This window comes from Candidatus Sulfurimonas marisnigri (assembly GCF_015265475.1).
GTDB lineage: Bacteria > Campylobacterota > Campylobacteria > Campylobacterales > Sulfurimonadaceae > Sulfurimonas > Sulfurimonas marisnigri.
Genome location: NZ_CP054493.1, coordinates 1,998,998 through 2,019,824 on the forward strand (window position 1 = coordinate 1,998,998; position 20,827 = coordinate 2,019,824).

General features: G+C 30.2%; 17 protein-coding genes and 2 pseudogenes. 13 read left to right on the forward strand and 6 right to left on the reverse strand.

Features of this window, described 5'->3' with window-relative positions; genetic code table 11:
• Nucleotides 1-107: 107 nt before the first annotated feature.
• Nucleotides 108-467, reverse strand: a complete 360-nt coding sequence (nrtS, locus tag HUE87_RS10100; RefSeq protein ID WP_229855129.1) for a nitrate/nitrite transporter NrtS — start codon at nucleotides 465-467, stop codon at nucleotides 108-110.
• Between the two features lie 334 nt (nucleotides 468-801).
• Here nrtS and HUE87_RS12945 point away from each other — a divergent pair, with 334 nt between their 5' ends.
• Complete coding sequence (locus tag HUE87_RS12945) at nucleotides 802-1,110, forward strand: DUF4282 domain-containing protein (protein ID WP_194366268.1); 309 nt, start codon at nucleotides 802-804, stop codon at nucleotides 1,108-1,110.
• Between the two features lie 32 nt (nucleotides 1,111-1,142).
• On the opposite strand, the gene HUE87_RS10110 is transcribed toward HUE87_RS12945, so the two are convergent.
• Nucleotides 1,143-1,457, reverse strand: a complete 315-nt coding sequence (locus tag HUE87_RS10110; protein WP_194366269.1) for a hypothetical protein — start codon at nucleotides 1,455-1,457, stop codon at nucleotides 1,143-1,145.
• A 343-nt stretch (nucleotides 1,458-1,800) separates the two neighbouring features.
• Between HUE87_RS10110 and HUE87_RS10115 the strand changes: the two genes are divergently transcribed.
• The 3 genes from HUE87_RS10115 to HUE87_RS10125 are packed head-to-tail and all read left to right on the forward strand — an operon-like array spanning nucleotide 1,801 to nucleotide 6,531.
• Entirely contained in the window at nucleotides 1,801-3,558 is a 1,758-nt protein-coding gene (locus HUE87_RS10115) for an ATP-binding protein (RefSeq protein WP_194366270.1), read from the forward strand.
• Nucleotides 3,555-5,393, forward strand: a complete 1,839-nt coding sequence (locus HUE87_RS10120; protein ID WP_194366271.1) for a sensor histidine kinase — start codon at nucleotides 3,555-3,557, stop codon at nucleotides 5,391-5,393. The genes HUE87_RS10115 and HUE87_RS10120 overlap by 4 nt, the downstream gene beginning before the upstream one ends.
• The gene (locus tag HUE87_RS10125) at nucleotides 5,383-6,531 is read left to right on the forward strand and encodes an ATP-binding response regulator (RefSeq protein ID WP_194366272.1); all 1,149 of its coding nucleotides are present in this window, start codon (nucleotides 5,383-5,385) and stop codon (nucleotides 6,529-6,531) included. Before HUE87_RS10120 ends, HUE87_RS10125 begins: the two co-directional genes overlap by 11 nt.
• 226 nt (nucleotides 6,532-6,757) lie before the next feature.
• Here the strand turns inward: HUE87_RS10125 and HUE87_RS10130 are convergent, their stop codons facing one another.
• From HUE87_RS10130 to HUE87_RS10140, 3 genes are all read right to left on the reverse strand, one after another.
• Nucleotides 6,758-8,008, reverse strand: a complete 1,251-nt coding sequence (locus tag HUE87_RS10130) for an L-lactate MFS transporter (RefSeq protein WP_229855130.1) — start codon at nucleotides 8,006-8,008, stop codon at nucleotides 6,758-6,760.
• A gap of 178 nt (nucleotides 8,009-8,186) precedes the next feature.
• Nucleotides 8,187-10,322 (reverse strand): methyl-accepting chemotaxis protein, encoded by a 2,136-nt coding sequence (locus HUE87_RS10135; protein WP_194366273.1) that lies wholly within the window; start codon nucleotides 10,320-10,322, stop codon nucleotides 8,187-8,189.
• Nucleotides 10,323-10,498: 176 nt separating this feature from the next.
• The gene (locus HUE87_RS10140) at nucleotides 10,499-11,938 is read right to left on the reverse strand and encodes a protein adenylyltransferase SelO (protein WP_194366274.1); all 1,440 of its coding nucleotides are present in this window, start codon (nucleotides 11,936-11,938) and stop codon (nucleotides 10,499-10,501) included.
• A 293-nt stretch (nucleotides 11,939-12,231) separates the two neighbouring features.
• On the opposite strand from HUE87_RS10140, the gene HUE87_RS10145 reads away from it, so the two are divergent.
• Nucleotides 12,232-12,543, forward strand: coding sequence for a TM2 domain-containing protein (locus tag HUE87_RS10145; protein ID WP_194366275.1), 312 nt, complete (start codon nucleotides 12,232-12,234; stop codon nucleotides 12,541-12,543).
• 157 nt (nucleotides 12,544-12,700) lie between these two features.
• Nucleotides 12,701-12,883, forward strand: a pseudogene (locus tag HUE87_RS10150) (DEAD/DEAH box helicase family protein); the annotation flags it as partial.
• 4 nt (nucleotides 12,884-12,887) lie between these two features.
• On the opposite strand, the gene HUE87_RS10155 reads toward HUE87_RS10150, so the two are convergent.
• On the reverse strand, nucleotides 12,888-14,345 hold the full coding sequence (locus tag HUE87_RS10155; protein WP_194366277.1) for an SLC13 family permease: 1,458 nt from the start codon (nucleotides 14,343-14,345) through the stop codon (nucleotides 12,888-12,890).
• A gap of 285 nt (nucleotides 14,346-14,630) precedes the next feature.
• Between HUE87_RS10155 and HUE87_RS10160 the strand changes: the two genes are divergently transcribed.
• The 7 genes and pseudogenes from HUE87_RS10160 to HUE87_RS12950 all read left to right on the forward strand — a co-directional run bounded on the left by HUE87_RS10160 (nucleotide 14,631) and on the right by HUE87_RS12950 (nucleotide 20,795).
• Complete coding sequence (locus tag HUE87_RS10160) at nucleotides 14,631-15,575, forward strand: YbgA family protein (RefSeq protein ID WP_194366278.1); 945 nt, start codon at nucleotides 14,631-14,633, stop codon at nucleotides 15,573-15,575.
• On the forward strand, nucleotides 15,572-16,930 hold the full coding sequence (locus tag HUE87_RS10165; RefSeq protein WP_194366279.1) for a cryptochrome/photolyase family protein: 1,359 nt from the start codon (nucleotides 15,572-15,574) through the stop codon (nucleotides 16,928-16,930). Before HUE87_RS10160 ends, HUE87_RS10165 begins: the two co-directional genes overlap by 4 nt.
• Entirely contained in the window at nucleotides 16,927-17,385 is a 459-nt protein-coding gene (locus tag HUE87_RS10170; protein ID WP_194366280.1) for an SRPBCC family protein, read from the forward strand. The genes HUE87_RS10165 and HUE87_RS10170 overlap by 4 nt, the downstream gene beginning before the upstream one ends.
• 51 nt (nucleotides 17,386-17,436) lie before the next feature.
• On the forward strand, nucleotides 17,437-17,943 hold the full coding sequence (locus tag HUE87_RS10175) for a lipocalin family protein (RefSeq protein ID WP_194366281.1): 507 nt from the start codon (nucleotides 17,437-17,439) through the stop codon (nucleotides 17,941-17,943).
• Between the two features lie 8 nt (nucleotides 17,944-17,951).
• A pseudogene (locus tag HUE87_RS10180) lies at nucleotides 17,952-18,161 on the forward strand (DEAD/DEAH box helicase family protein); the annotation flags it as partial.
• 315 nt (nucleotides 18,162-18,476) lie between these two features.
• Nucleotides 18,477-20,222: a transporter substrate-binding domain-containing protein gene (locus tag HUE87_RS10185; protein WP_194366282.1), complete on the forward strand. Its 1,746-nt coding sequence runs from the start codon at nucleotides 18,477-18,479 to the stop codon at nucleotides 20,220-20,222.
• 309 nt (nucleotides 20,223-20,531) lie between these two features.
• The gene (locus tag HUE87_RS12950) at nucleotides 20,532-20,795 is read left to right on the forward strand and encodes a DUF4282 domain-containing protein (RefSeq protein ID WP_430732985.1); all 264 of its coding nucleotides are present in this window, start codon (nucleotides 20,532-20,534) and stop codon (nucleotides 20,793-20,795) included.
• Nucleotides 20,796-20,827 lie beyond the last annotated feature (32 nt).

Consider the following 20,827-nt stretch of genomic DNA (forward strand, 5'->3'; position numbering starts at 1 on the left):
CATAAAGGATAAAACTAGTCCAAGATAGTTCTGATATTTGAGTTTGAAATTCATTAGTTAATTCATGGTTTTGTTCTAGAAAGTCCGATAAGAGATTTATATATTACTTATTTTAATTTCCAGTGAGTCTTAATTCCACATTTTTTACATTCTGGTATGAGTTCATTTTTCTTAACATGTATCTCGCATCCACATTTGACACATTTTAAATCAGCATCAATAATTGCTTTTGTTCCAATTAGAAATTCTACTTTCATAGCAGTTGCAGTATATGTTGTTACCCCATATGGTACTAAATAAGTGAGACCTAGCTTTATAAAATTTAGATTTGCAATATCCAATGTAACTAGAGTTTCTCCTTGATTTATCAGGTTTAGAATTGTTCCAACAATGAGTGAAACTTTTAAAGCTCTATTTATCACATTTGGAGATATTACTATCTCACCATATATTTTAAAATACTTCATTTTAATCATTATATCTATCTCTTATTTATAAAAATTTATCTAAATTATCCATAAAGATTGTTGCCAATTTTGGGTCAAAATGTTTGCCGCTTTAATTAATATATTGTGACTCGTTTAACATGATTTCCAGTCTCTTTATAGAAATTGCTCTTTTTTATTCTCATCTATGACTCAGTGTGTTTCATATTATAACTGTGTTTTTCAAACATAAACAACAACCCTCATATTTTTTTTCTACTTACTAAAGAGTATATCGTCATCTTTCTCATCAACTTACAGCTTTTAGCTATAATTTCCCAATGAAAAATATAATAAACATAAGCACTCACTCATAATGGATTTTCTTACTTTTAAAAGCTTTATTAGTATTGAGGCTTTAATAATATTTTATTATATAGGGGCACTTATATTGCCTATTGGTATATGGCTCTTACTTCTTTGGCTTGTACGAAAATATAAACTATTAAACACTTCATATGAAAAAGGGAAAGAAGTAATATGGAAATTGTTAAATAGAGAACAGAAAATTAAGTTTGTAGCAATTTTTGTGATTTTATTTCTGTTTATGCAACTATTTTGGCGAATGTTTTTTGAGTTTTTAATTGCTTACATGCAGATAAGGGATGCGTTATTACTCACTTAACTATGAGAAGAAACACCCTCCTAAAACCTTATTTAGTCCTCATGTGTTGGTGAAGTGTAGTCGAATGCGAATTTCATTTTTCTACCAATTTCCTCATCCACTTCATCTATAATCTTCTCAGTTTCATTTTCAACATCACTTATGAACTTATTTTTTTCTTTTTCTTTTTCAAATGAATTAATCTTGTAAGCTTTTTCCGGTTTATATGCCTCGAAAAATTTTTCGAGTGTATCTTCCCAAACTAAAGTAACTTCTCGATTAATCTGCTCTTCCACATCTTCTCCGGGTAGTGAATAATTAAAAACTATAACATCTTCATAGGTAATTACTTCGTACTTATCACTCATATGCATAAACCTTTCACACAACCCAAAATAAATTTTGGATTGATAATCTCTCCCATCTTGTCCAACTGTATGAATTTTATAGGCTTTTTTATAGTTCTTAAATATTGTTTCATTTTGATTCTCCTAAAATAATTATAACATTTAAATAGAAAACTATAATTAATTTTCTACACTATATATCGGATTAGTTTTGTTGGTATAATGTCAGTATATCCCACCACCTCCCCCCCCCTCTCATTATAGTTCAACAAGAAAGAAGTTGTTTTTTGTTAATATTACATAAATTATATTTTATACTTATAGATATTTATATATTTCATAATTACAAAGGCAAAATCGAATAATGAACTTTAAAAAATCTGTAATATTTATTTTACTAGTTGGCATAGGTGCTATATATTTTATGTCAAATCTCATTGTGGATGACAGAGTAGAAGCTTTACTACGCCAAAAATACATAAATTCTTCAGAAACCATGAAAAATAGTGCGAAACTACATACTGCAGAAAAAATGGATGCAACATTAGCATTGGCGATTGCTATTTCACATAAAGAGGAGCTTATAAAAGCTCTGCGTGAAAATAACTATAAGCTAGTAGATTTAAAAAGCATATCAGATATGATCAAAAAACACACTAAATTTAAAACACCATGGTTTCATCTTGTATCAAAAGATGGAGTAAGTATTCTAAAAAGTTGGATGGAAAGAAAAGGTGAGTATATATTAGGGTTTAGACGAGATTTGGCCAAATTAATGAAAGAACCAAAAGTTACCACTACAATTAGTGTAGGTAAATTTAATATGACCTTTAAAGCTATTGTTCCAGTTTACGATGGACAAAAATTCATAGGCTTATTTGAAGTTATTACTAATTTTGACTCAGTTGCAGAAAGTTTAAAAAATAAAAATATTGACTTTGTTGTTTTAGCAGATAAAAGGTATAAAAAACAACTCACTAAACCATACTCAAAATTATTTATAGAAGACTATTATGTAGCAAATTCAAACGCTAATAAAGAGTTCTTAAAGCTTGTAGAAAAAATAGGCGTAGATAACTTTATAAAAAACAAGGAAGACTATTTTATTCATAAAGATGAAAAACATCTATTAACTAACTATAACCTATTAGACATAGACGGTAATACTATTGGATATTTTTTACTATTTAAATCACTTGAATCAATAGATACCACAGATATATCAAATAAAAAAAATCTCTTGTTTTTTATACTTTTGGCTATCTTTATAGTGTTTTTTGGAATTCTATATTATTTTTATAATAGGGCATATTCTAACAAAATATTACAACTAAACAGCGAATTAGAAGAAAGAGTAAAAAAAGAGGTTGAGGAAAATCGCTTAAAAGATGGGCTTGTTCTTCAGCAGTCAAAATTGGCATCTATGGGTGAGATGATAGGTGCCATTGCTCATCAGTGGAGACAACCGCTAAACGCTTTAAGTATAAGTATACAAAATTTAGAGTACGCCTATGAAGATAATTTAGTTGATAAAGAGTATCTGGATAAATATACAAGTAAAAATCTAAAAACAATAAATTTTATGTCCAATACTATAGATGATTTTAGAAACTTTTTTAGAGTAGATAAAGAGAAAGAAGGTTTTAGCGTAAAAGAGGCTATATTAGGGACTATATCTTTGCAAGAAGCACAATTAAAAAATAATGGAATTAGTTTAGAAGTTATGGGTGATGACTTTATAGTTAATGGATTTTATAATGAGTTTCAGCAGGTTATTTTAAATATAATAAGTAATTCAAAAGATGTTCTACTTGACAACAATATAAAAGAACCAGAAATAAAAATTATTCTAGAAGACAATAAAATACTAATTAAAGATAATGGCCCTGGAATAAATAAAGATATTATAAATAAAGTGTTTGAGCCATATTTTACAACAAAAGATAAAGACAAAGGGACAGGGATGGGTCTTTATATGTCAAAAATGATTATAGAAGATAATATGGGCGGAAAACTATTAGTATCTAACATTCAAAAATCAGACTTAAATGATTGCTATGGTGTTATGTTTACAATTGAAATGCCAACAAAAGAACAAAGAGAGGAGGATGAAAAATTATGATTGATAAAAGACCTTATATAAAATATATTTTTCTTTTTATTATGTTACTTCTCTCAACATCTCTTTTTGCACAAAAAGAGATTAAGATAGGTATTTTCGCATATAATGGGGTGGAGTTTGCTCTAAATAGATGGGATAAAACTATCAAAACATTAGATAAGGCTATTCCTGACTATAAGATTTCAGCCTTATATTTAACAAAATTTAATGAGATGACAGAAGTAGTAAAAAATTCTAAAATAGATTTCGTTTTAACAAACCCAACAGCGTATGCAAGACTTGAAAAAGAATATGGGATTAGCAGAATTTCCACACTAATAAATACAAGAGAAGATGGTGGATTGACACAGTTTTCTTCTGTGTTCTTCACAAGGGCAGATAGGGATGATATAAACTCTCTAAAAGATTTCAAAGGCAAATCCATAATGGGCGTTAATAAAGAAGGTTTTGGTGGTTGGCAGATGGCTCACAAAGAGCTTTTAGACAATGGGATAGACCCTTTTAAAACCTCAAACGTAGTTTTTGCTCCAGATAGTATAAAAACAACAGTTGTATACTCTGTTCTTAGTGGTAAAGCAGATATAGGTACTGTAAGAACAGGTAACCTAGAGAAGTTGGTAAGTAAAGGAAAGATAAAAAAGTCTGATTATAAACTTATTGGTCTAAAAAATGATGGCTTTGCTCTTCCGCACTCTACAGCACTTTACCCAGAATGGCCATTTGCAACAATGCCACATACTGATTTAAAAGTATCAAACGAAATGGTAAAAGCTCTGCTAAATATCAAAACTTCAGACATTGCTGCCATAAAAGGAAACTATACTGGTTGGACTGTACCTCTTGACTATGTTCCTATTCACAATATTTTAATGCAATTAAGAGCAAAACCTTATGAGCATTATGGGGAAGTTACATTAGCTTCTATTTGGAAAGAATTTAAATATGCTGTTGTTGCTACTTTTATCATTGTCAGTATGATTTTTATTTATACTGTATATATTGGAGTCTTAAATAAAAAGTTGAAAATTTCTGAAAATAATTTAAAAAAGAGTAATAGAGATTTAGAAAAAGCAACTTTAGAGATAAAAAATATAAATCAAGATTTAGAAGAAAGAATAGGCATAGCTGTACAAGAGTATAAAATTCATAAAGAAGCAAAACAATCATCTTTAAAAGAGATGATAGGAAATATTGCCCATCAATGGAGACAGCCTTTAAACATACTTAGTATAAATATACAAAATATGGAGTTTGAGTACGAAGATGGCATAGTAAATAAAGCGTATTTAGCAAATTTTGTGCATAAAAACAAGCATATTATTAACTCTATGTCTAAAACTATAAATCTGTTTAGTGAGTTTTTAAAGAATGATAAAATAAAAGAGAATTTTTCTGTTAAAAACACTATAGAAGAGATTATATCTGCGCTAGCAACTCAATTTAAAGATTATAAAATATCTTTAAATCTTCTTGGCAGTGACTTTGAAGTATATGGTTCTGCAAGTGAATTTAAACAAGTTATTTTAAATATTTTAAATAACTCAAAAGATGAGCTTGCAGAAAAGTGTGTAGATAACCCAACTATTAATATAACTTTAAATAACGGTGAAATAACAATTGATGATAATGCAGGAGGAATCCCAGATGATGTTTTAGATAGGGTGTTTGAGCCATACTATACGACAAAAGATCAAGGAAAAGGAATGGGGATGGGACTATACATAGCAAAAATGATTCTTGAAGAGAGTATGGAGAGTGAGATTTTAGTTTCCAATACTTTAGAAGGGGCAAGGGTTTTGATAAAACTCAATCAAAAGGTTAATTATGGAAGATAAAATTACAATACTTTACGTAGAAGATGAAGCAGAAGCTAGAGATGGTTTATCAACTTTTATAAACAGATTTGCAAAAGAATTATTTGTTGCTACTGATGGCCAAGAGGGACTTGAATTATATAAAAAACATAATCCAGATTTAGTAATATCAGACATTAAAATGCCTAATATGAATGGTATAGATATGGCAAAAGAAATTAAAGAGATATGTTTTGATCAACATATTATTTTTACTACAGCACATAGTGAAAAAGATTTTTTTATGAAAGCAATTGATTTACAAGTTGATGGATACATTTTAAAACCTGTAGACTTAAAGCTACTTAAGTATAGGATAGAGTCTATTGCAAAAACAATAAATTTAAAAATCAAGTATGAAAAACAACTAAAACAACAAGTAAAGATGGCTTCAATGGGTGATATGATAGGAAATATTGCTCATCAATGGAGACAACCACTAAGTGCAATATCTGCAGCAGCTTTCGCTGCACAAATGAAAATAGAATTAGGAATATTTGATTTAGAGAGTGAAGAAGGTAGAGAAGAGAGTCAAAAATACTTTTTAAATCAACTTTCAGATATTGAAAAGTATGTTAGTAACCTAAATAATACTATAAACGATTTTAGAAACTTTTTTTCTCCAAATAAAGAAACAACTAATTTTAAATTACAAAAAAGTGTGGACAAAACAATGTCTCTTTTAAAGTCTACGTTTAATGCAAATAATATTGAACTCATTTTTGATATACAAGACATAGAAATAACCTCATTAGAGAATGAACTTATCCAAGCTCTTTTAAATATTATTAAAAATGCTAAAGATGCATTAGTCTCATTTCAAGAGAATAGTAAAAAATTATTATTTATAACTATATATAAAGAAAATAACAAAGCTATAATAGATATAAAGGATAATGCTGGAGGAATCCCTGAGAATATTTTAGATAAAGTGTTTGATCCATATTTTACTACTAAGAGTGAATCAGAAGGCACAGGGATAGGTTTACATATGACAAAGTCTATTATTACTAAAAATATTAACGGTAATATATCCGTTGAAAATATAGAGTATGAGTATGAAAGTGTATCTTATGTTGGTGCAAGATTTAGAGTAAGCTTACCGATAGAACAAAATTAAATACATAATAGTTGGACTTAATTAAGCCATGACTTCTCCAATTAAAATGTAATCGATACAAAACTTTAGAATGTGTTACATGTAGAGTATTTTGTTTTTTGCTATGATCATTATCAGTCTGAAGATTATAGGCACTCTTGCCAAAATTAATAAGAATTTGATTACAAGCCAAATAAGAGGATTTGACTCTTATTTGGCTCTATGGAGCTATAGGACTGTGAGTAAGTTAGGCTAGTGTTTGGCTTGTTTTTATTTTTTTTATGTTTGAAAGCATTAATATAGAAGTTATTAGTGCAATAAAGAAAAGACCCACAAAAACATAAAGTGTGCCTGTGTAGCTACCAGTAGAGTCTTTGACGTAAGCAATAATAATAGGTCCAGCAAGCCCGGCTAAGGCCCAAGCGGTTAGAATATACCCATGAATAGCACCCAGCTCTTTTGTGCCAAAAACATCACCTATGTATGCTGGGATAGAAGCAAATGCTCCACCGTAACACATCATGATATAAAAAAGAAGTATTTGAAAAAGTAGTATGCTTGTGACTGTTGTGAGTAGAGAAAAAGCAATAATTTGAGTGACAAAGAAAAGTATAAAGACTATAGGTCTAGTAAGGTAATCAGAGATACTTGCCCAAACAATCCTTCCTACACCATTGAAAATACCCATGAGCCCAACTGCTGAAGCTGCGGCTAAGGCAGAAATACCAATAACTTCTTGTAATAGTGGAGATGCTACAGAGATTATAGCAATCCCGCAGGTTACATTGATAAAAAGCATAATCCACAAGCCATAAAACCTAGCTGTTTTTACGGCTTCATTTCGTGTAATGTTTACTAAATCTTCTTTAATTTTCTTTTTTCCTGAGGCAATTGCATGACTTAGACGCTCTGGCATATATCCTTCTGGCGGATTAGCAAGATACTGTGCTGCGCTAAACATAATGACGAAGTAAATAGCACCCAAAATGTAAAAAGTTGAAGATATCCCTACTGAATCTATTAGTATTTTAATTGCAGGACCAGAGATAGCGGAGGCAAAACCAAAGCCCATAATAGCAAGTCCTGTTGCCATTCCACGTCTATCAGGGAACCATTTTACAAGCATCGATACAGGAGAAATATATCCTATGCCAAGACCTGTACCACCTAAAACACCATAAGTAAGATAGAGCAGTATCTTAGACTCAAAATGGATAGCCATTCCAGAGCCTATGGTACCTAGCCCAAACAAAACAGCAGCAAGCGTGGCAGCAACCCTAGGACCATTTTTCTCAACAAATTTTCCCATAAGAGCAGCAGAGAGGCCAAGAAAGAAGATGGCAACAGAAAATGTAATCGTAACATCTGTGAGTGTCCAAGCCATTGCGGACTGTATAGGGTTTACATACACACTCCATGCATATACTGAGCCTATACTCATATGAATTGCCATGGCGCCTATCACCATTAGCCAGCGGTTTTTAATTTTTGTCATCATTTGCATCCTTAAATGTCTAGTTTGCATGGATTTTATCAAAGATATAGTTAGATATAAATATTATAGAATAAGTACATATTAAGAGTTATTTTTAATAAAGTCGCCATCAATAATCTTGCAAATGCATAGAAGTGCTAAGACGGATAACACTCAATTACTGTAAACAAAAAGTAAAAATTTAGATTTTATACTTTTTTAGTTTTTCATCAAATTCATTTGCACTTCTATTAAGTAAATCCGCAACATTTTGAATATCTAAACTTGAAGTTTTATTTTTTTGTGCAAACTCAGTTATATTTTCAATACTATCTATAAGTAAATCGAGGTTGTTTTTGACTTCATTGTTTTTTGATATAAGCTCTGTGGTGTTCTCAATTGTTTTTGTTAATTCACTTTTTGTTTTATCTGATTTTTCTACAAGATTTTTTGCATGATTAGAAACATCTAGTATCTCTTGTGAATTTTGCTCAAGTTCTTCACTTACAGTATTTATGCTTTGTGTAATGACATTTGTTGTTGCTCTGATTTCACCAAGACTTTTTTGCGTTCTCTCAGCTAGTTTTCTTACCTCATCAGCAACTACCGCGAAACCTCTACCGTGTTCACCTGCCCTTGCTGCCTCTATTGCTGCATTAAGAGCGAGTAGATTTGTCTGATCAGCAATATCACCTATAATATTTAATATCTGTTTTATCTCATCGGCTTGTTTGTTTAGTTCTCCCATTGATCCTGCCATCTCATTTTGTTTATGGCTATTTGCTTCGACTTGACTCATTACATTTTTTAGGCTTTGTGCTAGTTCATCTAAAACGGAATATGTCTCTTGAAGGCTATGGCTATTTTGCTTCGTCATCAAAAAACTCTCTTCAATACTTTTATCAGTAATAGATAAAATCTCTTTGCTTTTTGTAGTCTCTTCAACCTGCAAAGAGATGTTTTTAGTTAGATTACTTACATCATTTGTCAAATTTTGGCTTGAAGATTTTAATCTTTGAGTACTCTCTTTGGAGAATTTTATTATGTTACTGATTTCAGATATAAAATCATTGAAATGTCCAGCAATTTGACCGATTATTCCACCTGATGTTTTTATTCTATTTTTTAGATTTCCTTCGCCTTCAACTATATCTTTTACAATATATTCGAACTCTTGCATTCCTTTATTTGTATAACTTGATATTTTTCTTGTTCTGTATATCAAAAATATTATTAACACAAAACCGATAAATACAACCACACCAATTTTTAATCTATAAATATCATTTTCATTTTGTAGATTTTTATCATACAGGCTTTTTGGAATCTCCATAAAAAGTTTCCATTCACTATCACCCGTAGTGTTGAGTATAGTTTCGTAAAAATTATCAGGATTTTTATCTTTGCTTTGTGCAAAGTTTAGAATACTCTTATTTCTTCTATCATTAATGTTAATATTATATTTTGTATTATATATAAGAAATTTTACAGGCTCTTTTGGCATTTCAAAGTTTTGTGCTTTTGCTTCTTTTTTATCTTTATCAGTAATTATTATAAAAGGAACATTTACTAATAGTGATTCTAAAAGATTTTTTCTAAAAATTATAGAAATAATTCCTTTTATCTCATTTTTTTTATTATAAAAAGGTATAGAGTAGAGTATTCCGTAGCTCTCTTGAACATTTCCAGTTGATTTTGATTGATATTGAGTATTGTCACAAGTCCTTAGAAGTGGTGAAAATACCGCTGGAATATCATTTAAAGTTTTATAGTTAAAGAGTGGAAATTTTTCTTTAAAATAGTTTATTTGAATAGGATAGTATATATACTCAGCCTCTTCCGCTTCTTCTGGGAAATCTGGGTTTACTTCAGCGCTTTCTCCCTCTTCTTCTTCATTGCCCATAACTAAAGAATCAAACATAAAAAAAGGAAACTCACCTTTTTCAAAGTTTAGTCCATCAGCAATAGCATAAATTTCAGATACGTTTACATTGGATACCAAGTCATTATATATTTGCTGAACAGTTGCAAAAGCATCTTCGGAGAATGTGCCATCTTTTACTATGTCCTCATCTTCACTTTTTCTATTTCCGCCATCAATATCTCTAACAGAAGGTAATAGTGATATAGTTCTAGCGCTCTCATACATCTTTTTAAAAGCTTGTTCTAATTGCATCTTTTTATTTGCAAAAACTATATCTATTTGTTCTTTCTTGATTATCTCTTTTGTATGGACTATTGCTTGTTCATGTTCTTTGTGTATAAAGTATATTGCTGCAAACACAACAATTAATATTGAAAAGGTTGTTAACAGTAAATTTCTTATTGTAGGGCTCATATTCTCTCCAATTATAATTTTTTTTTATAATCATAGCAATTTATATTCCAAAATATAAGTATCATCATATTTGACTTATTCACATTAAATTGAATATTGAGGAGATGACACTTTTTTTCTTAAAAAAATAGCTGAAGGATATACAAATAAATAGGTTTCGTGCCTTCAGATTAACACTACGATGAACAGCTAAGTTTAATATTCTTAGACTTCATTGGTGTTGGTTTACATAAATGTTCTAATTCAGAGTGTTCGTCATAGGGAGCTAAAGCCACTTTGAGCAGTTCATTTACCATGCTAAAGTCATGTTCCCCAGCTTTCTTTATAGCCTCTTGGAGTATATGGTTTTTAAGTATATACTTTGGATTTACTGCTAGCATCTTCTCGTGTCGCTCAGCAACACTGAGAGCCTCTTTTTCTATGCGTTCACTATATCTATCTAACCACTTATCTAAAGGTTCTCTATTTACACATATATCTAAGATATCTGACTTGTTTGTGTTAAAACGAGAAAGTTTTCTAAAGAACTCTGTGTAGTCGATTGTTGCATTTCCTAATGCTCTAAGCATCCCCAGATATAGTTCTTTATCATTATCTTGTTTTGTTTGCAGACCCATTTTTTCATACATTATCTCTGAATAGACATTTTCATATGTACTTCTAAAAGTATCATCAAGTACCTCTTCAGACAAGGTATAGTCTATTATTGGGGAGAGTGTACGAGCAAGCATATCTAAATTCCAGTGAGCACTTCCTACTTGGCCTGAAAAACTATAAAGACCTTGTGTATCGGTCTGATTACATACAAAGTTTGGATCATAGTCATCTAAAAATGCAAATGGACCGTAGTCTATGGTTCTCCCATCTATACACATGTTGTCCGTGTTCATAACACCGTGATTGAAACCAACGCTTTGCCATTTGGCTATGGTGGTTGCTGTATTTTTGACTATCTCTGCATACATCTTTAAGTATATGTCCTCACTCCCTTTGAGATAAGGAAAACTCTCATCGATAACATAATCAGCAAGTTCTTGAAGTTTATCATGTTCACCATAAGCATTCAAGTACTCAAACGTTCCAAACCGAACCCATGTGGGAGACAAACGTAATACTATGGCACCTTTTTCCCATTTTTCACGGCTCACATCAGTATCGCTTCCTATAAGAGCCAAAGCACGAGTAGTCTCAATACCCAGACCATGCATTGCCTCACTAGCAAGGTACTCACGTATGGATGAGCGAAGGACTGCTCTACCATCACCATGACGAGAGTAAAGGGTAAGTCCTGAGCCTTTTAGTTGTAAGTTTTGTCCATTTATCTTGCCTAGATTTATAGCTCTTCCATCACCTAAGCGTCCTGCAAACTGACCAAACTGATGTCCAGCATAACACATCGCGAAAGTCTCACTTCCCTCTAGTTTTGTTTTTCCATTTACAATATTAATCAGCTCTTCGTCCAAAGCTAAATCTTCATCTACTCCTAAGAGTTTTGCAGCACTCTGTGAAGCAGAGATAAGAAAAGGTTTATCTAGTGGTGTTGGATCTACTTTTTCGTAAAAAATAGGCTTATGATTTAAATATGGTGTTGTTAGTTTTAAGTTTGAAAATTTCATAATTAGTTTTATCAAGTTACATATTAAAATTTGCTACTTATTAAAATTGGATAATATTTTTTAGGATATGATTAAGATAAATAGATAAATTTCTTAATTTTAGTGCTAGGTGTTCAATGAAGCATCTTTATTAACAAGATCTAAATCATTTGGAATAAACCTTATGGATTCATCATAATTAAGTCTATTTTTGTAACATTTATAATTATTTTTAATATATCTACATATTAAACTTGACTTATACATAAAAAGTAATAACAATGGTTAAAGTTTATTATATAAGGATAAAAAACATGAGCGTAAATATAGAACAAATGAGATTAGATGAAAAGAAAAAGAGTGCTGTTATAGCATATATATTGTGGTGGTTTCTTGGATTTTTTGGAGCGCATCGTTTTTATATGGGAAAAAGTAATGGTGCCACTATGCTTATTATTAGTATTTTAAGCTTTCTTACTATGGTTATAGTAGTTGGTTGGATAGGTTTACTAGCAATGCTTGTCTGGTGGGTACTAGATGCAATATCTCTTCATAAATGGGTTACAACTTATAACTTAGAGCTTATCAATAATTATGAGAAAGCAACTGTATCTGCTAATAACTAAATATATTACTTACTTGTTATTACAAACACAACTTTAAATACCGTAATATGAGGTGTTTAAAGTAGCCTATAAGAACTTAGACTTACGTGATTTCTCGGCAGTCTAATAGCAGCCATCTTCTTCAAAATCACCTCAAATACAAACCATTCACAACTAAATGCTACAATTAAACCAAACTCTTGAAGGTGTTACAGGTAGCGGTAAAACGTACACTATGGCTAAGGTTATAGAGAATGTTAAGATGCCTACTATCATTATGATTCATAACAAAACTTTAGCGGCTCAGCTGTGTAGTAAGTTTCATTCTTTCTTTCTAAACACTTTGGCTTACTTCTTCTTGTGTATTAAAAAATAATATCAATACAATATAACCATCCAATTACAGTAACAGGTCCGATAAGAGCTGTAATAGCTCCAAGAATTAAGAAATCTTTAGAATCTACTTTTTTGCTTGCATGTATGATGGCGTTTGGTGGGGTTGATACTACCAAGCTCATAGCAAAAGAAGCACTCAATGTAACTCCTACTACAACCATTTGAGTTGAATGTTCACTTATTGTTATTGCTATTGCTATCACTATTGGAAGCATAATATTTGCAGCAGCAGTATTGCTCATAAAATTTGATATAACTACAATTAAATATGAAAAAATAAACATAAGTAAAAGTATCGATAACCCATCTGTTGAAACAAGTGTAGCAAACCATAAGTCAAGCCCTGTTTTTGATACGGCTAGGCCTAAACTTAGACCGCCAATGATTAATATAATAACATCCCATCTAATACTAGATATATCATCAGCATCTATAATCCCAAACAGAGTAAATCCTATAATTGGTATTAGAGACACAACTGTAGTTGGTACATGATGTAGAGGACCACTTAGCCACATCAATATTGTAAGTGTAAATATAGTTATTGTTACATTTTTTTTCCAACTAGGAACTGTTGGTATCTTTGAAAACTTCTTTGTAGAATCATCAAAATGCTCTACCTCTTTTATAATTTTAAAGTCTATAAAAGATTGATTTGATGGATATAGTTTAAGTATTACAAAGCGTAAAATCAAAGTAACTACCAAAGCTGGAGGCAAAGCCATACCAATCCAACCTATAAATGATGGTGCATCTTGCCCCAATATACCAACGGCTATTGCATTTGGCGGAGTTCCAATAATAGTAGCCATACCGCCTAGATTTGCTCCAACCACAACAGCTAGAAAAATTGACTTTTTAAATGGATTTGATTCTTTAATATGTGTTAACATAGGAATAAGAATAGTCATCATCATAGCAGCTGTAGCTGTATTTGAAATGAACATTGACAGTACAAATGTAATACCTATGAGTCCAGTTATTATATTATGAGGCTTACCACCAACATAAAAAAGTATTTTTTTAGCTAACCAAATATCAAGCTTTGTTTTAGAAGCGGCCGCTGCCATAATAAAACCAGCTAAAAATAGAAATATTAAAGGTGAGGACCAAGGTTGTAGATAAACTTTCCAATTATCCGAAGGGGTAGCAAAATCAAAGTTTGGAAAACCCAAAAGAACAATTTCCAATGCGATAATCAACAATGATACTGCAAAAGCCGGAATTGCTTCACTTACCCAAAGTCCAGCTGCAAAGAGTAATATAAACAATGTATAAACAGCATCTTGCTTTAATGAATATGTAGGTATAAACGCAAGAGCAAAAGCTAATAAAAATGATACTCCAAATGCTATAAAAACAAATTTTTGCGATAAATGATAAGCATGATCAATCAACTTACTTATATGTCGTCTCGTATCTAACAATCTATAAACTTTTTCATTATTATCTTTCTAATTTACTACTGTTATCTCTCAAACTCTAAAAAAGAAGAACCAAAATTCGAAGATACTCTACAACGTAATTTATCTCATTAAAATCAAGATTAATTTATTGTCTTTGATTATAGAACAACTTATCTTAAAATAAAAAAAATTTACAATTAAATTATTGTTTCGGCAGCTTATCTGCAGCTATAAATATTTTTTATTATGTGTTATTATGATATAAAGTATCTTAATAGTAATATAAAATCACTATAAGGTCAAATCATGAAAATAGCAATATCGGCTTGTTTATTAGGCGAAAAAGTTCGTTTTGACAAAGGGCATAAACGTGATGAATTTGTAATGGATGAGTTAAGTAAATATGCTGAATTTATCTCTTTTTGTCCTGAGCACTTTGCTTTTGGAAGTCCTAGACCATCTATTAAAATGGTAAAAGATAATGAAAATTTAAAAATTATCTCAAATAAAACTGGCGAAGATTTAACTGACACTCTGCTACAAAGCTCACAAAATGATTTAGAAAAAGTGAAGACAAACAATGTTGTAGGAATTATTTTTAAGTCAAAATCCCCAACCTGTGGTTTAATAAGTTCAAAGGTCTATTTGGAGAATGGTTTTGCAGAAGGAAAAGATGACGGAATGTTTGCTTCCTTATGCAAAAAAGAATTTCCTCTTCTACCAATGGAAGAGGAAGGAAGACTACAAGATTCATGGCTGAGAGAAAATTTTATAATGCAGGTATTTGCATATGACAGCTTTGAGAGATTTAAACAAAGTGCAAAAATAAAAGATTTAGTACTTTATCATCAACACTCAAAATTTATGCTTCAATCCAAAGATGAAACGCTTTATAGAGAACTAGGACGAATTGTCGGTAATCATGAGCCTAAAGAATTTTCAGATATTTTAAGTGAGTATGAATATGTTTTTAAAACAGCTATATCTAAAAAAAGCAGTATAGGAAAAACTAGAAATGTCCTTGAGCATATAGCCGGTTTTTTAAAAACCTTTTTAGATTCTGATGAGAAAAAAATATTGCATGAACAGATAGATGATTACGCAAATAAAATCATTCCTGTTATTGTCCCTCTAAGCACTCTAAAACTTTATGCAACAAAGTACAATGTATCCTATCTACTAGAGCAGACTTTTTTAAATCCATACCCTAAAGAGTTGGCACTTCGTTCAGATATAAAAAGTGTAAAATGAAACGAATCCTTTGGTTTAGACGTGACTTACGGGTAAAAGACAATCCTCTTTTATCATTAGATGGTGATGTTTTACCTATCTTTATTTTTGATACCAACATCCTAGAGAGTCTTAATAAAGATGATAAAAGACTCTCTTTCATATTCCATTATGTTAAAAAACTAAAACAAGAGTTATTGTCTTACGGACTTAATTTAAAAATATTTTATGGTAAACCAGAGATTATTTTTAAGTATCTATTACAAGAAAATAGTTTCCATGAAGTTGTCGCATCTCCAGACTATGATAGTTACACAAAAGAGAGAGATTTACACATTTCACATAAACTCCCTTTTCGCTATGTTGAAGATACTTACATTTTTAAAACTGATGAAATTTCAAAAGATGATGGTACACCTTACCTTGTATTTACTCCTTTTTATAAAAAAGCAAGAGCTATTTTAGAATCTAAAAACATTCAAGAGTATGAAGTATCTACAAACAGTTTAATCGAGACAGATTATGATGTAATTACAAAAATAAATGAGACTTTGAATGTTTCAAAAGTCGCTATTAAAATTCAAAACATAGGATTTGAAGAAGTAATTCTAAATATAGTAGAACCTCATCTTAAATTAAAAGCACTAAAAAATAAAATAGATGATTATAAAGAACAAAGAGATTATTTTAGTATTGATGTTAGTTCAAATTTAAGTGTAGACATAAGGTTTGGAACTATCGGTATAAGAGAGGTTTTACGTTTTGTTTTTTCATTAAAAAGTAGTGATACTGAACCTTTTATTCGTCAACTTATTTTTAGAGATTTTTATGCTTATCTTTTATTTCATTTTCCAAACATCGAATATGAAAATTATAAGTACAGTTTTAACGGAATAAAAAACAATGAAATGTATGAGCTCTTTTGTAGTGCTAAAACAGGTGTCCCAATCATTGATGCAGGAGTTCGTGAATTATTACAAACAGGAAATATACATAACCGAGTGCGTATGATAATAGCTTCATTTTTCACTAAAGACCTGCTTTTGCCTTGGCAGTGGGGTGAAAAGTTTTTTGCAAAATATCTCCTAGACTATGACAAGGCGAGTAATGTTCTTTCATGGCAATGGAGTGCTGGAACTGGAGTTGATCCACAGCCTTACTTTAGAGTATTTAACCCATATCTGCAGAGTAAAAAGTATGATAAAGATGCACTTTATATCAAAAAGTATATTCCAGAACTTTTTGATATAAAGTCAAAATACTTACATAATGAAGAGTATCTTTTTAGTACAAATATACAAGACTACTCTAAACCTATAGTGGTTCACAAAGAGGTTGCCAAAAAGGCTGTTGAAATATTTAAGGATTACAAATGAAACGATATGAAAAAAATTCATTATTAAAGTGTGATATACAAGATTTATTTGATTTTCATCTTGATGTAAAAAATTTAAAAAACATAACTCCTCCAGGAATGGAGGTTACACTTTTAAATGAAGATTTTATTCCTAAAGAGGGTGAGATACTTAAACTAAAAACTGTTAAAAACTTCATCCCTATTATGTGGGAAGTCAAAATCAACAAACTTCAATCTCCAAATTTACTAGAGGATTTAGCGATAAAGTCACCTTTTAAATATTGGAAGCATTCTCATATTTTCATACAAAAAGAAAATGGTTTTTGCGAACTAAAAGATGTAGTTGAATATGAAGCTCCCTTTGGTGTAATTGGCTCTATGCTTGACTTTTTTATATCATACGAACTTGGAAAAATGTTTGACTATAGACATAAAATTACTAAGCATATAATAGAAGATACAAAAATAATATGATTATGCTTATTATAATACTAAATATGAAATAATCTTAGCAAGGGAGTTATTATGCGTCGAATTATATTATCAATTTTAAATTTTTTTACAGGATGTTCTAACCATACTAAATCATTGACTACTGTCGATGAAGTAAATTTAAATAGATACTTAGGAACATGGTATGAGATAGCAAGGTTCGAGCACTGGTTTGAGAAGGGATGTTCCAACGTGACTGCAAATTATTCTCTAAAAGATAATGGCGAGATAAAAGTAATTAACAAATGTATGAAAGAAGATAATAAATATAAGGAATCACTTGGAACCGCATATACAATTGATAAAACAAACTCAAAACTAAAGGTGAGTTTTTTTAGACCTTTTTATGGTGATTATTGGATTTTAGATTTAGATGAGAACTACCAATATGCGTTAATTGGTGATCCTTCAAGGAAATATATGTGGATATTAGCACGTGATTCTAAAATAGATAACACGACCAAAAATAAAGTACTAGATAAAGCATCTAGTCTTGATTTTGATATAAGTAAACTGCACTGGACAGTACAAGAAGATTAGGACTCATAAATCGTCACCAATCTCTTGAAGGTGTAACAGGTAGTGGTAAAACGTACACTATGGCTAAGGTTATAGAGAATGTTAAGATGCCTACTATTATTATGACTCACAACAAAACTTTAGCGGCTCAGCTATATAGTGAGTTTAGAAGTTTTTTTCCCCAAGCACATGTAGAATATTTTGTATCATATTATGATTATTATCAGCCGGAGGCTTACAAGCATAATACTTTAATTGCTTAACTTTGATTAGAGCTGTTTGTTAACAAAATCAGCACTATATATATATGATGGGCTAAGTATCACTTGTCATAATATTTATATTTTCTTATATGCTATCAACACCACCAAATGCTATAATATGCGCTAGTAAGAAAGTTATATAATAGCTACTATTATACAAAAATAAGACAACTAACTATTTTATTTTATAATTATTTAAGTACATTAAGTTTAAAACAATCATTATTTAAATAGAATAAAAATTATTTAAAATCAGATATGTTATATTACTTCGTTGATGGATAATTACTTATGAAAAAAATATTTATCTTTTTCCTTTTTTTAGCTTCTTTATTAGCAAATACTAATAGTGATCATTTAAAATTTACAGATAAAGAACAAATTTGGATAAATAAAAAAATTCCAATTACCTATGTGTATGACATAGATTGGGCTCCATTTGAATGGAAAAATGAAGTAAATAGGCATACGGGAATTATCTCAGATATTTTGAATCTTATTTCTAAGAAATCTAATCTTAAATTTGAAGCAATTCATACTAATAATTGGTCTAAAGCAGTATTGCTTGCTGAAAATAATAAAGTAGATATGTATAGTGCGATACCATACAGTAAAGACAGAGCTAAATATATGAATTTTATATCAGGTGATATATTTCAATACAATGCCTGTTTCATAAAACATTCAAATGATAAAACTGACTATAATAATAATCTACATAAGGAACTAATTAATAAAACTATTGCAATTGTAAGGAGTAGTTCCTTAGGCAACAGTGTAAAAAGTAAATATCCACAGGCAAAATATATAGAGGTAGAGAAAACAGAAGATGGTTTTGAAAAACTTGAAAGTGCCGATATAGATTTATTTGTTATAAATTCTGCTACCGCTGATTATATGATTAATACTAGAGGTTATAATAACCTTGAAGTTGCAAAAAAACTTGATGAAGTATTTAAATTAAAAATAGCCATTTCTAAAAGTATGCCGGAAGAACTTTTAAGTATTATTGACAAAACTATAGCCCATATTGATAAAAATAAAATTGATAAAATATATAATAAATGGATATCTCCTGTACATACAGATAAAACAATAAATTGGAACATTGTAATATATGTCATAATAATATCATCGATTATTGTGTTACTTTTGATTTATAGACAATACCTTTTATATAAATCAAATAAAAACTTAGAAACGATTGTGCAAGAAAGAACAAATGATTTAGAAGATTCAAAAGAAACATTAAAAAAGATAAATGCAACTCTTGAATATAAAATAAAAAAAGAAGTAGAGGAAAACCAACAAAAAGATAGAGTACTATTCCAACAATCAAAGATGGCATCAATGGGAGAGATGATAGGAAATATCGCTCACCAATGGAGACAACCAATCTCAATCATATCAATGTGGGCAAACAATATAATTGCAGACATAGATATGGGAGATGTTGAGAATCAAGAGTTAAGAAAGTACGCTGTAAACATCAACGAACAAACCCAACATCTATCTCAAACAATAGATGATTTTAGAAACTTTTTCATTCCAAACAAAAATCCAAATACCTTTACTCTAAAAGATAGTATAGATAAGACAATGTCTTTACTTGCTGCTTCATTAAAAACACATAATATAGAAGTAATAAAGAATATAGAAGATATAGAAATAACAGCCTTAGAAAACGAATTTACACAAGCACTTCTAAATATAATAAAAAATGCAAAAGATATCTTAGTAACCTTGCCTGAAGATAAGAGAAAACTAATATTAATAGATATATACAAAAAAGACAATATCGCAATTATTGAAATAAAAGACAGTGGTGGTGGAGTACCAGAAAATACAATAGATAAAGTTTTTGAGCCATACTTCACAACCAAGCATAAGTCACAAGGAACAGGAGTAGGTCTTTATATGACAGAGTCTATTGTTACTAAGCATCTTAGTGGAGAAATATCTGTTTCTAATGAAGAGTTTAAGTATGCAAATGAGCACTATAAAGGTGCTAAATTTACTATAAAGCTATTACCTTAATGCACAGGGGATTAAGTCTTTTCAGTTCCGTATATAGATGAACACACCTCACATAAATAACTATAATCCAAACCATCCATAACCAAACACTATAATATTATCAATAAAAAATTCAATCATTTTAAAACTAATACTCCTTATGAACCAGCTGGTGACCAGCCTACTGCCATTAAAGAGTTAAGTGATTCTATACTAAAAGGTAATCGTTACCAAACACTTGAAGGTGTAACAGGTAGCGGTAAAACGTATACTACTATAATAAATATAGGTACTCACTCATAATGGATTTTCTTACTTTTAAAAGCTTTAATAGTATTTTATTATATAGGGGCACTTATATTGCCTATTGGTATATGGCTCTTACTTCTTTGGCTTGTACGAAAATATAAACTATTAAACACTTCATATGAAAAAGAGAAAGAAGCAATATGGAAATTGTTAAATAGAGAACAGAAAATTAAGTTTGTAGCAATTTTTGTGATTTTATTTCTGTTTATGCAACTATTTTGGCGAATGTTTTTTGAGTTTTTAATTGCTTACATGCAGATAAGGGATGCGTTATTACTCACTTAGCTATAAGAATTTTTCTATGACTTTACGTTATA